Source organism: Clostridium sartagoforme, assembly GCF_004794105.1.
Classification (GTDB): domain Bacteria; phylum Bacillota; class Clostridia; order Clostridiales; family Clostridiaceae; genus Clostridium; species Clostridium sartagoforme_B.
Window position 1 is genome coordinate 879,696 of record NZ_SRYR01000001.1, and the last position, 13,224, is coordinate 892,919.

At 30.2% G+C, this 13,224-nt stretch carries 14 protein-coding genes; all 14 read left to right on the forward strand.

All coding sequences use genetic code 11. From position 1 onward, the window contains the following. Positions 1–84: 84 nt before the first annotated feature. Positions 85–543: a ribosome maturation factor RimP gene (gene rimP, locus E5347_RS03945; RefSeq protein ID WP_136004885.1), complete on the forward strand. Its 459-nt coding sequence runs from the start codon at positions 85–87 to the stop codon at positions 541–543. A gap of 16 nt (positions 544–559) precedes the next feature. Further along, positions 560–1,654: a transcription termination factor NusA gene (nusA, locus tag E5347_RS03950; protein WP_136004887.1), complete on the forward strand. Its 1,095-nt coding sequence runs from the start codon at positions 560–562 to the stop codon at positions 1,652–1,654. Between the two features lie 12 nt (positions 1,655–1,666). Continuing rightward, entirely contained in the window at positions 1,667–1,933 is a 267-nt protein-coding gene (gene rnpM, locus E5347_RS03955; RefSeq protein ID WP_136004888.1) for an RNase P modulator RnpM, read from the forward strand. After that, complete coding sequence (locus E5347_RS03960; protein ID WP_136004891.1) at positions 1,926–2,231, forward strand: ribosomal L7Ae/L30e/S12e/Gadd45 family protein; 306 nt, start codon at positions 1,926–1,928, stop codon at positions 2,229–2,231. The genes rnpM and E5347_RS03960 overlap by 8 nt, the downstream gene beginning before the upstream one ends. A 23-nt stretch (positions 2,232–2,254) precedes the next feature. Next, positions 2,255–4,300 (forward strand): translation initiation factor IF-2, encoded by a 2,046-nt coding sequence (infB, locus tag E5347_RS03965; RefSeq protein WP_136004892.1) that lies wholly within the window; start codon positions 2,255–2,257, stop codon positions 4,298–4,300. Positions 4,301–4,316: 16 nt separating this feature from the next. Continuing rightward, positions 4,317–4,667: a 30S ribosome-binding factor RbfA gene (gene rbfA, locus E5347_RS03970; protein WP_136004894.1), complete on the forward strand. Its 351-nt coding sequence runs from the start codon at positions 4,317–4,319 to the stop codon at positions 4,665–4,667. Continuing rightward, positions 4,667–5,644, forward strand: a complete 978-nt coding sequence (locus E5347_RS03975) for a DHH family phosphoesterase (protein ID WP_136004896.1) — start codon at positions 4,667–4,669, stop codon at positions 5,642–5,644. The genes rbfA and E5347_RS03975 overlap by 1 nt, the downstream gene beginning before the upstream one ends. Then, entirely contained in the window at positions 5,644–6,522 is an 879-nt protein-coding gene (truB, locus tag E5347_RS03980; protein ID WP_136004898.1) for a tRNA pseudouridine(55) synthase TruB, read from the forward strand. The genes E5347_RS03975 and truB overlap by 1 nt, the downstream gene beginning before the upstream one ends. Positions 6,523–6,533: 11 nt before the next feature. Then, positions 6,534–7,457, forward strand: coding sequence for a bifunctional riboflavin kinase/FAD synthetase (locus E5347_RS03985; protein ID WP_136004900.1), 924 nt, complete (start codon positions 6,534–6,536; stop codon positions 7,455–7,457). A 135-nt stretch (positions 7,458–7,592) separates the two neighbouring features. After that, the gene (rpsO, locus tag E5347_RS03990) at positions 7,593–7,856 is read left to right on the forward strand and encodes a 30S ribosomal protein S15 (protein WP_136004902.1); all 264 of its coding nucleotides are present in this window, start codon (positions 7,593–7,595) and stop codon (positions 7,854–7,856) included. Positions 7,857–7,938: 82 nt separating this feature from the next. After that, entirely contained in the window at positions 7,939–10,047 is a 2,109-nt protein-coding gene (locus E5347_RS03995) for a polyribonucleotide nucleotidyltransferase (protein WP_136004904.1), read from the forward strand. 203 nt (positions 10,048–10,250) lie between these two features. After that, a complete protein-coding gene (locus tag E5347_RS04000) occupies positions 10,251–11,558 on the forward strand; it encodes a M16 family metallopeptidase (RefSeq protein WP_136004906.1) in 1,308 nt (435 codons plus the stop codon). Positions 11,559–11,630: 72 nt separating this feature from the next. Beyond that, positions 11,631–11,957 (forward strand): YlmC/YmxH family sporulation protein, encoded by a 327-nt coding sequence (locus tag E5347_RS04005; RefSeq protein ID WP_136004907.1) that lies wholly within the window; start codon positions 11,631–11,633, stop codon positions 11,955–11,957. A gap of 21 nt (positions 11,958–11,978) precedes the next feature. After that, positions 11,979–13,181: an aspartate kinase gene (gene dapG, locus E5347_RS04010; protein ID WP_136004909.1), complete on the forward strand. Its 1,203-nt coding sequence runs from the start codon at positions 11,979–11,981 to the stop codon at positions 13,179–13,181. Positions 13,182–13,224: the final 43 nt, after the last annotated feature.

A 13,224-nucleotide genomic window follows, 5' to 3' on the forward strand; every position in this document is an offset into this window, starting at 1 on the left:
CAACTAAAGATTATGTAGAGAGTTTATTTAAATGGTATAGCTAAGTCTAATCACAAAAAATTGAATATGAAAAAGGAGGTTAATATGAAAGTTGATTCATTAATAGAAAAAATTTATCAATTAGTAAGACCTGTAGCTGAGGAACTTCAATATGAGTTATACCATATTGAATATGTAAAAGAAAATGGAGAATATTATTTAAGAATATATATTGATAAAGATGGTGGTATAAGCTTAACTGATTGCGAAAAGGTATCAAGAAGAGTAAGTGATATAATGGATGAAGAAGATCCAATTCCAGTTGCTTATTATCTTGAGGTATCATCACCAGGTCTAAATAGGGGCTTATATACTGAAGCTCACTATGTAATGCAAATTGGAAAAGAAGTACTTATAAGATTTACAAAATCTTTTGAAGGAAAAAAGAATGTAAAAGGTATATTAAGGGAAGTTAAGGAAGATTCAATAGTTGTTGAAGCAGAAAGTTTAATTACTATCCCTAAAGATAAAATAAAATCAGCCAATTTAGAAGGGGAAATTTAATAAGGAGGATATAATAATGAACCAAGAGTTTATAGGTGCTCTTAAAGAAATTGTTAAAGATAAGGGGATTAGCGAAGATTTAATTTTTACTACAATTGAGGATGCATTAGTTGCAGCATATAAGAAAAATTATGCTAGTCCAACTACATCAGCACAAAATGTAAAAGTTAGTATCAATAGAGAATCAGGTGAAATACATGTATATGCTCAAAAGGTAGTTGTAGAAGATGTGTATGATAATGTTACAGAAATCTCTATAGAAGAAGCTAAGGAAATTAGCCCAAGATATGATTTAGATGATATAGTAGATTTAGAGGTGACTCCAAAGAATTTTGGTAGAGTTGCAGCTCAACTTGCAAAGGGTGTTGTTACTCAAAGAATAAGAGAAGCAGAAAGAAATATAGTTTATTCAGAATATAAAGAATTAGAATATGATATTATTACTGGAACTGTATTAAGAAAAGACAAGGGAAATGTCTTTGTTAACTTAGGAAGAATAGAAACATCTATTGGACCAAATGAGCAAATTCCAGGAGAAGACTATAAATTTAATGAAAGAATTAAATTATATGTAGTTGAAGTTAAGAATGGTTCAAAAGGAGCACAAATCTTAGTATCTAGAACACATCCTGGTTTAGTTAAGAGACTTTTTGAGTTGGAAGTGCCTGAAATATATGAAGGTGTTGTTGAAATTAAGAGCATTTCAAGAGAAGCTGGTTCAAGAAGTAAGATTGCAGTTCATTCTAATGATGAAAATGTTGATCCAATGGGTGCATGTGTTGGACCAAAGGGAGCTAGAGTTCAAAATATCGTAAATGAATTAAAAGGTGAAAAAATCGATATTATTAAATGGAGCAAAAATCCAGAAGAATTTATAGCTGCATCATTAAGTCCAGCTAAGGTATTAGAAGTTGAGGTGTGTGAAGAAAGTAAATCTGCTAAAGTAGTTGTTGAAGATAATCAATTATCTTTAGCAATAGGAAAAGAAGGTCAAAATGTTAGACTTGCAGCTAAGCTTACTAACTGGAAAATTGACATTAAGAGTAAATCTCAAGCAGATGCATTAAAGACAGAAGAAAAAGAAATCGAAGAAGATATAGTTATTGAATAAGGAGGCTTTTTTATGAAAGTAAAGAAAATTCCTTTAAGAATGTGTACAGGATGTATGGAAATGAAACCCAAAAAGGAACTTATACGTGTAGTTAAGAGTCCTGATGGAGAGGTTTCAGTAGATCTAACTGGCAAAAAGTCAGGAAGAGGCGCTTATGTTTGTAAAAATGAAGAGTGTCTAGAAAAAGCTTTTAAAGCTAAAAGATTATCTAGAAATTTAGATACTCAAATTAGTGAAGAAGTATATAACAAATTAAGGGAAGAAATAAACAATGGATAAGTTTTTTAATTTTTTAGGTTTAGCTAAAAGATCAGGTAATATAATTGAAGGTTATAGCAAATGTGATGAAGCCAGAAATAAAAAATCAATATTTTTATTTATAATATCTAATGATGCGTCAGAAAGTACAAAAAAGAAGTTTAAAAAGCATTGTTTAGCAAAGAATATAAAAGTAATAGAAGATTTTTCAAAAGAAGAACTAGGAAATTCCATTGGAAGAGAAGAAGTGAAAATATTAGCTATATTAGATAGCAATATGGCAAAGAAGCTTTCTACCCTTTATGATGAGATAAGATAAAAATTTAACCGGGGGTGATTTTATTGTCAAAAATCAGAGTATATGAATTGGCAAAAGAACTTAATATTAGCTCAAAGGAGCTTATAGAACTATTAATGAATGAATTTAGCGTGGATGTTAAAAATCATATGAGCGTTATAGAAGATGAAGATGCAGAATTAATTAAGGAATTACTTAGTGAACAAGAAGCTTCAGAAGATAAGACTATAGTAGATGAATATGAAGAACAACTACAAGAAGAAGTGAATAATCAAGCTAAAAAGAAAAAGAAGAGAAAAAATCAAGAAGAGACAGATGTAGTTGGTGAAGGTGGTTCTGGAGTTGTTGAAATAGGTGAAACTATAACAGTTAAAGAATTAGCTGAAAAAATAGGTAAGCCTACAGCAGACGTAATTAAAACTCTTATTTTCACAGGAGTTATGGCAGCTATAAATCAAGAAATAGATTTTGCAACTGCAGAAAAAGTATGTGAAAAATATGAATGCTTAGTAGTTAAAAAAGAAGAAAAAGAAGAACTAGAAATAGTAGAAGAAGAAGAAGTAATTGAAGAAAACTTAGTAAAGAGACCACCTATAGTTACAGTAATGGGTCACGTTGACCATGGTAAGACTTCTCTTTTAGATGCTATAAGAAAAGCTAATGTAACATCTAGAGAAGCTGGTGGTATAACTCAACATATTGGTGCTTATACAGTAAATTTAAATGGAGAAAAGCTTACATTTTTAGATACTCCAGGTCACGAAGCATTTACTGCTATGAGAGCTAGAGGAGCACAAATTACTGACGTAGTAATTTTAGTTGTTGCAGCTGATGATGGTATTATGCCTCAAACTAAGGAAGCAATAAACCACTGTAAGGCAGCAGGAGTTCCTATGATTGTTGCTATAAACAAGATAGATAGACCAGGAGCTAATATTGATAGAGTTAAGCAAGAACTTACTGAACATGAGTTAGTTGCAGAAGATTGGGGTGGAGATACTATTTGTGTTCCAGTTTCAGCAAAAACAGGTGAAAACCTAGAGCAATTATTAGAAATGGTATTATTAACTTCTGAAATGTCTGAACTTCAAGCTGATCCTAAGAGAAAAGCTAAAGGTACAGTTATAGAAGCTAAATTAGATAAAGGTAGAGGTGCAGTTGCTACTTTACTTATTCAAAATGGAACATTACATGTTGGAGATTCAATTTTAGTTGGATCAACATATGGTAGAATAAGAGCTATGTTTGATGATAAGGGTAAATCTATTAAGTCAGCAGGTCCTTCAATTCCAGTTGAGATATTAGGACTTTCAGAAGTTCCATCTGCTGGAGATAGATTTGCAGTAGTTAAAGATGAAAAGACAGCAAGAAACATGGCAGAAACTAGAAAGCAAAAGATTAAGGATGAAAGTTTCCATTCACAAAACAGAGTATCTCTTGAAGATTTATATAGCCAAATTCAAGAGGGAACAGTTAAGGAACTTGGAATAATAGTTAAGGCTGATGTTCAAGGTTCAGTTCAAGCAATTAAGCAATCATTAGAAAAGCTTTCTACTGAAGATGTTAAGGTAAGAGTTATTCATGGTGGAGTTGGAGCTATAACTGAAACAGATGTAACTTTAGCAACAGCATCAAATGCATTACTAATAGGATTTAATGTAAGACCAGATTCTAATGCTAGTGTTATAGCAGATAAAGATGGCGTTGAAATTAAGACTTATAGAATTATTTATGATGCTATAGAAGATGTAAAATCAGCAATGATTGGTATGCTAGATCCAGAGTATAAAGAAGTTATAAATGGTAAGGCAGAAGTAAGAATGGTATATAAGATTTCAAGCATTGGTACAATTGCTGGAAGCTATGTATTAGAAGGTAAGATTTTAAGAAACTCTGAAGTTAGAGTTATAAGAGATGGAGTAGTAATATTCGAATCTACATTAGCTTCACTTAAGAGATTTAAAGATGATGCTAAGGAAGTTAGTAAAGGATATGAATGTGGATTAAGCGTAGAAAAGTTTAATGACATTAAAGAAGGCGATATTATAGAATCCTTTAGCATGCAAGCAGTTGAAAGAAAACAGCTTTAATTAAAGAGGTGAGTTTATGGCTAATTATAGAGGCGGAAGAATAAACGAAGAAGTTAGAAGAGAAATAAGCGTTATTATTAGAGATGAAATTAAAGACCCTAGAATGAAAGCTATGGTTTCAGTTACATCTGTTAAAGTAAGTAAGGATTTAAGATATGCAAAGGTCTTTGTAAGTATTTTTGGTAAAGATGAAGAAGAGAAAAATGAAACTTTTGCAGCCTTAAAGAGTGCAAGCGGATATATCAGAAGAGAAATAGGTCAAAGAATCAATCTTAGAAATACACCTCAAATTTTATTTGAGTTAGATGATTCTATAACTTATAGCATGAAGATAGAAGAGCTAATAGATAAGGTTAAAGATAAATAATGAATACCTTAGAAAATATAGCAAGTTTAATATATAAGGCAAGTAAAATAGGCATTACCTATCATGTATCACCTGACGGTGATGCAGTAGGTAGTGCACTTGCACTATTAAATGCTTTAAAGCTAATAAAAAAAGACGCTTATTTAATATCAAAGGACATAATCTCTGAAAACCTTCAATTTTTAAAAGGATCAAATGAAGCTACTGGAAATTTAATTTCTCCTATTGACTGTACTGATATAGTTATAGTATTAGACTGTGGCAATTATGATAGAATATCAGCAGATTTATCAGGATATAAGGGTACTATTATAAATATAGATCACCATATTTCAAATGATAAATATGGACACTTAAATTATGTAGATATAAATGCAGCTGCTACTGCAGAAATAGTCTATGAGCTATTAGAGTGTTTAGGATTAGATCTTAATGAGAAATCTACTGAAAAGCTAGAAATTGGAACATGTCTTTACACTTCATTAGTAACAGACACAGGTGGTTTTAGACATTCAAATGTAACTTCAAGAACACATAAGATAGCTTCAAAATTAAAAGATATTGGAGTAAACAATACTTTTATATATCAAAGTTTATTTGATAATAATACATTTGAAAAAATAAGACTAACAGGTAGAGCCATAAATGATATGGAATTACTGTTTGATAGGAAAGTATCTTTAATTAAAATACCTAAATCTTATGCAGAAGATCTTGGTATAGAAATTGGTGATACTTCAGATATAATCTCTTTTGGACTTCAAATAAAGGGAGTAGAAATTGCAGTATTAATTAAAGAAACTGATATTGGAGTTAAGGCTAGTTTAAGATCTAAAAATGATTTTGATGTAAGAAAAATAGCTGGAGCTTTAGGTGGCGGAGGTCATGTTAAGGCTGCTGGAGTTGCATTAAAAGGATTAACTTTAAATGAAGCAAAGGATAAAATTTTAGATGAAATAGAGAAAGAGTTACTATAATGGATGGAGTAATTAATGTTTTTAAAAATACTGGAATGACATCTTTTGATGTTGTAAGAGTAATAAAGAAGACTTTAGGTGAGAAAAAAGTTGGACATACTGGTACTTTAGATCCCGAAGCTTCAGGGGTTTTACCTATATGTGTAGGAAAAGCAACTAAAATTATAGATTATATTATGGATTCAGATAAAGTTTATGAGGTGGAATTTAAACTAGGTATAAAGACTACTACATATGACTTAGAAGGTGAAATAATCGAAGAAAAAGATCCATCAAGTTTAATTAATAGTGAAATTTCAAAGGCTATATTTTCTTTTGAAAGAGAATATAGTCAAGTACCACCAATGTATTCTGCTTTAAAACAAAATGGTGTAAGGCTATATGAACTTGCAAGACAAGGAATTGAAGTAGAAAGGCAAGGCCGATTAATAAGCATTTATAAAATTGAGGATGTTGAAATTAATAATCCTTATATAAAAATGAAGGTTACTTGCTCTAAAGGTACTTACATAAGAAGTCTCTGCTTTGATATTGGTGAAATTCTTGGAGTTGGTGCTGCAATGACTAAACTTAAAAGAAGTAAAACATCAAAATTTACTGAAGAAGAGGCAATTAATATAAGTGATATTACATTAGATAATATAAAGGATTATATTATTAGTATAGATGATGCTTTAGATAATTATGAAAAACTAGTAGTTTCAAATAATTTTTCAAAATTATTGATAAATGGAGTTAAAGTCTTTGACAAAAGACTTACAAAGGATAAAATAGAAATAGGAAGACTATATAGAGTCTATGACGAAAATTCTAAGTTTATAGGGCTTGGAAAAGGTGATCAAAAAGGCTTTAAGATAGAAAAATTGCTAATTAATTAGGGGTGTAGGATATGCTAGTAATAGATGATAATATTATAGAAAATAAAGAAAATAAAAATTATGTTGCATTAGGAAGTTTTGATGGACTTCATTATGGACACCTATCCCTAGTAAGAAAGACTGTCCAAGTGGCTAAAGAAGAAAATGGCAAAAGTATGGTTTTTACTTATAAAAATCATCCGAAAACCCTTGTAAGTCCAGAAAAGGCACCTAAACTAATTATGGATTTAGATACAAAGCTTCAATATTTAGAGGAAGAAAATGTTGATATTGTTGTTTTAAGAACTTTTACCAAAGAGTTTATGTCAATTACAGCTGAAGATTTTATTAAGCTTCTTTGTGAAGATTATAATGTAAAAGGAATAGTTGTAGGATTTAATTTTAGATTTGGACATAAAAACTTAGGTGATGTTGAGTTACTTAAAAAGCTTCAAGATAAATATGGATATAAATTATATATAATAGACCAATATAATTATGAAAGCGAAGCAATAAGCAGTACTAGAATAAGAAAAGTCCTTTTAGAAGGAAATGTTAGTAAGGCTATAGAAATGCTATCAAAGCCTTACTTAATTAAAGGTAAAGTAATTCATGGTAAACAGCTTGGAAGAACTATAGGAGTTCCAACAGCTAATTTAGAATTTAGTGATAAGATGGTTATTCCTAAAAAAGGTGTTTACTATACTAATGTAATATATGGTGATGAGAAGTTTAAAGGCTTAACTTCAGTTGGGAATAATCCAACAGTAAATGGGACAGAATTAACTATAGAAACCTTCATTTTAAATTTTGATAAAATGATTTATGGAGAAGAAATTAAAGTTTATTTTATAGAGAGAATAAGAGACGAAGTGAAATTTGATTCTTTAGATGAAATGGTTGATCAAATAAAAAAGGATGAAGAAATTATAAAAAATAGAGATATAATAATTTAATTATGTAAATTTATAATTTACAATTTACAATAAGATTATGATTTGTTATAATAGCTAGGAAGAACCTAATTCTATGATTTGAGGATGCCATCTCATTTCTTGGATATAGGGGATAATATTACGGAGGTGCGATTAATGGACGCAATAAGAAAGCAAGAAATAATTAAAGAACACGGAAGACACGAAGGAGATACTGGTTCTCCAGAAGTGCAAATAGCATTATTAACAGAAAGAATCAATTCTTTAACTGACCACTTAAAAATGCATAAGAAAGATCACCACTCAAGAAGAGGTCTTTTAATGATGGTTGGTAGAAGAAGAGGTCTTTTAAACTACTTAGCTGAACAAGATATCGAAAGATACAGAGCTATAATCAAAAAATTAGGCTTAAGAAGATAGTCCTTAGAGCGGTTTTTTAAGCCGCTCTATTATTTTAACAAATTTAAATGATAAGAAAGTAGCCTTGAAAGGAGGTAACAAAATGAACAATGTAATGAAAACTACCATAGCAGGAAGAGAATTAAAACTTGAATTTGGCAAGGTTGGAATGTTATCTAATGTAGCATCTTTTATTAGTTATGGAGACACAGTTATTTTAACAAATGTTAATGCTTCAGAAAAACCAAGAGAGGGGATTGATTTCTTTCCTTTAAGCGTTGAATATGAAGAAAGACTTTATTCAGTAGGAAAAATCCCAGGTGGATTTATTAAAAGAGAGGGTAGACCTTCAGAAAATGCTATTCTATTTGGAAGAGCAGTTGATAGACCTCTTAGACCTTTATTCCCAAAAGGATATAGAAATGATGTGCAAGTAGTATGTACAGTAGTATCGGTAGAAAAAGACAATTTACCAGAAATCTTAGCAATTAATGCAGCCTCATTATCATTATGCTTATCAAGCATTCCTTTTACAACACCTGTTGCAGCTGTGCAAGTAGGTCTAATCGATGGAAATTTCGTTTTAAATCCAACATCCAAAGAAAGAGAAGAAAGTATCCTTCAATTAACAGTTTGTGCAACTAGCGAAAGAGTAATGATGATTGAAGCTGGTGGCTTAGAAATAGCAGAAGATGTTATGCTTGATGCAATAAAATTTGGTTTTGATAGCTGTCAAGATATAATAAAATTCCAAGAAGAAGCTATGGAAAAATTCGGTAAGGAAAAGATTGTACCAGAATTATATAAACCTAGCGAAGATCTTGAAGAAGAAATAAAAGCTTTTGCTGGTGAAATGGTAAAAGAAGCTATGTGGATTTCTGATAAAGATGAAAGAAATGCTGCAATGGACGTAGTTACTGAAAAGGTTTATGCAGAATTTGAAGAAAAATATCCTGAAAATGTAGCAGATATTAAAGAAATATTATACAACCTACAAAAAGAAGTAGTAAGGGATATGCTTTTAAATCACCATAGAAGACCAGATGAAAGAGCATTTGATGAAGTTAGACCTATATCATGTGAGGTGGGAATACTTCCAAGAACTCATGGAACAGGTTTATTTACTAGAGGATTAACTCAAGTTATGACTGTAGCAACTTTAGGTGCAGTTGGTGATATTCAAATTATAGACGGCATAGGTGAAGCAGAATCTAAGAGATATATGCATCACTATAACTTCCCTGCTTATTCAGTTGGTGAAGTAAGACCTTTAAGAGGACCAGGTAGAAGAGAAATAGGTCATGGTGCTTTAGCAGAAAGAGCTCTTGAGCCACTAATACCTTCTGAAGAAGAATTCCCATACACTATAAGATTAGTATCTGAAGTATTAAGTTCAAATGGATCAACTTCTCAAGCATCTGTTTGTGGAAGTACATTAGCATTATTAGATGCAGGGGTTCCTCTAAAGAGACCAGCAGCTGGTATAGCAATGGGTCTTATAACTTCTGAAGACTTATCTAGAGAAGAAGTTTTAACAGATATTCAAGGAATTGAAGATTTCTTTGCAGACATGGACTTTAAAGTAGCAGGTACTGTTGAAGGTATTACTTCTATTCAAGTTGATACTAAAATTAAAGGACTTAGCTTTAAGGTAATTGAAGATGCTATAAGAGGAGCTAGAAAAGCAAGACTTCATATATTAGATAAGATTAGCGAATGTATTCCAGAGGCAAGAAAAGAAGTATCTGAATTTGCTCCAAAAACTTCTATCATTTCTATAGATCCTGAAAAAATTAGAGATGTAATAGGAGCTGGTGGTAAGGTAATTAATAAGATTATCGAAGAAACTGGAGTTAAGATTGATATTAAGGAAGACGGTACAGTATTTGTATCATCACCTGATCATGAAGGTGTTAAAAAAGCACTTTCAATAATTGATGGCTTAACTAAAGAAGTTAAAGCTGGAGAAGTTTACTTAGGAAAAGTAACTAAAATAGCTACTTTTGGTGCTTTTGTTGAGATATTACCTAATAAAGAAGGATTATGTCATATTTCTAAGCTTGATAAAGCAAGAGTAAATAAAGTTGAAGATGTTGTATCAGTTGGAGATGAAATATTAGTTAAAGTAACTGAAATAGATAATCAAGGTAGAATTAATTTATCTAGAAAAGATGCTTTAGTAGATACTTCTGAAGAAGAAAAGACTGAATAAAAAAATGTAAGCAAAGGGCAATTTATTGCCTTTTTTTCTTTATACGATAAAATTTTAAATATATTTACATAAGTTGAGTTATAATAGAATAATATAACTATAGTTCGATTGATTTTTCGCATTATTGGAAATTGTAAAATATTTTATTTTAAAGTGAATATTAACACAAGTTATAAATAGAAATAATAATTTAAGGAGGAAAGATGTTTAACACATATAAACTAAAAAATGGATTAAGAGTAGTAACAGAATATATAGAACATGTAAATTCAATAAGCATTGGTGTTATGGTTCAAAATGGTTCTAGAAATGAAGAGTTAAACGTAAATGGAATTTCTCATTTTATAGAGCATATGTTTTTTAAAGGAACAGAAAAAAGAACTTCGAAAGAGATAGTTCAAGAAATAGAAAATGTAGGTGGGCAAATAAATGCCTATACAAGTAAGGAAGCTACTTGTTATTATATAAAGTCATTAAATACCCATATAGATTTAGCTATTGATATATTATCAGATATGATAATAAACTCTAAATTTGATGATGAAGAAATAAAGAAAGAGCAAGGGGTAGTTATTGAAGAAATAAATATGAGTGAAGATTCCCCAGAGGATGTATTAGACAATAATCAAGCTAAAGCAATATTTGGAGAAAACTCATTAGCTTACCCTATTTTAGGGAGTATTGAAAATATAAAGTCATTTAATAGTAAAAAAATAAAAGATTTTATTAATTCTAAATATACTCCATATAATTCTGTAATTTCTATTTGCGGAAAGTTTGATGAAAAAGAATTAATAAAGAAGTTAGAAGATGCTTTTGGACCTTGGAGTGGAGCAGAGGATTATGTTCCTACTTATAATACTCCAATATTATTAAGTGATAGTGTTTATACAAATAAACAAATTGAACAACTTCATATTAATTTGGCTCTAAAAGGACTTCCATATGGTCATGATAGCGCATATGCACTAATAATGCTGAATAATATTTTAGGCGGAGGTGCATCATCAATATTATTCCAAAATGTAAGAGAAGAACTAGGGCTTTGTTATACTATTTACTCATATAGTCATCCATATCTTGGAGTTGGATTAAATAATATCTATACTGGAGTTAGTAAGCAATCAGCTAAAAAGGCTATAGAAGTAATTAACAAAGAATTAAAAAACTTTGCGAGTAAAGGTATATCAGAAGAGATATTAGCAATAAATAAAGAAAAGATTAAAGCTAATTATATATTAGGACTAGAAAGTACTTCTTCAAGAATGTTTGCAAATGCAAAAAATATGTTACTGCAAAATAAAATAAAAACTCAAGAAGAAGTTATAAATAAAATTAACAATATAAATGGCGATGACATAAATTATGTATTAGATACTTGCTTTAAACCAGGCATAATCAGTACAGCTTATGTAGGTCAAGATATTGATTATAAGGAATTAAATAACATTATAGAACCTAATATTAGAGCCTATGATAATTCAGCTAATGAAAGTATTTCTAGAGTATAGACTTAAATGTAGAGTAATAATCTCTTTAAAACTAGCATAAGATTTACATAAGATAATATGGAGGTGAATCTTATGCTAAGAGGAGATAAGAAAAAAGAGGCTTATTATGATGAAGAGTCTAAAAAGGAGTCAAGATACAGACTTCTTAGTGATTTAGAAAGATATGAAATATTTAATACTGAAGAGGCAGAAAAATATGATACACAACAAGCTTTAGATTTTATTATTGATGAAAATGGTAATTTACAATTTATAGTTGCTGCTGTTGCTGGAAGTAAACTTGGGTTATTCGGCGGAAGAGAATATGTTGAGATTCCTTGGAACTACATTACTAAAGTAGGTACTAATGTAATAGTAGTGTCAGCTGAAAAAGACAAGATTAAAAGAGCAAGGGCGTAATTTAAGGAGGTAGCTAGCTGCTTGAAGGTTATTATACAAAAGTTCGGTGGAACATCAGTATCCACAGTTGAAAGAAGAACTCAAGTAGTAGCAAAGGTAAAGGCTGCAATAGAAAAAGGCTATTCACCAGTTTTAGTAGTTTCAGCTATGGGAAGACTAGGAGAACCTTATGCTACAGATACTTTATTATCTTTAATAGATAATAAGTTTAAGAAAAATAACCTACAAGCTGTAGATATGATTATGTGCTGTGGTGAAATAATCAGTTCAGTAATAATAAGTAATATATTAGAAAATGAAGGGGTTAAATCAATACCACTTACAGGTGGGCAAGCAGGTATAATTACAGATGATGATTTTTCTTGTGCAGAATTAATTTGTACAAGTTCAGATAAAATACTAAAGCTAATAGAACAAGGGATTACTCCTGTGGTATGTGGTTTTCAAGGGATGAGTGAATCAGGATTTTTCACTACTCTTGGAAGAGGGGGAAGTGATACTTCAGCATGCATATTAGGTGAAGCTTTAAATGCTGAAGAAATAGAAATATACACTGATGTTGATGGTATGATGACTGCGGATCCAAGAATAGTTAGAAATGCTGCATTAATTCCTACAATAACTTATAATGAGAGTTTTCAACTTGCAGAAAGGGGTGCTAAAGTAATTCACCCTAAAGCAGTTGAATGTGCTAGAAAAGCAAATATACCATTAGTTATTAAGAATACTATGAGTGATTCTAAAGGCACATTAATTAATAGTGTAGGAGATAAAAATTATAATAAAATTATATCCGGGATTACTCACTTAAATAATAGAACACAAATAACTTTAAATCATAAAGATAATAAAGAAAATAAAAACTATAGATATTTACTTGAAATATTAGCAGAAAATAATATTAGTTTAGATTTAATTAATATTTTCCCTAGTGAACAGATATTTACTATAGATTCTAATAAAAAAGAAAAGGCGGAAGGAATTCTTAAAAGCTGTAACTTAAAATATAAAATACTAGATGAATGTAGTAATATTGCAATAGTTGGAGCTAATATGAGAGGCGTACCAGGTATTATGTCTAAAATAATTAAGGTTTTAGATGAAAATTCAATTGAAATACTTCAAACTGCAGATTCCAATATGACAATATGGTGCTTAATTAAAAGTGAAAATGTAGAAAAAGCATTAAATTTATTACATGCCTCTTTTCAATTAGGTGAATAAATAAAATCCTCTTGTATAAACTAAAATTATACAGGAGGATTTT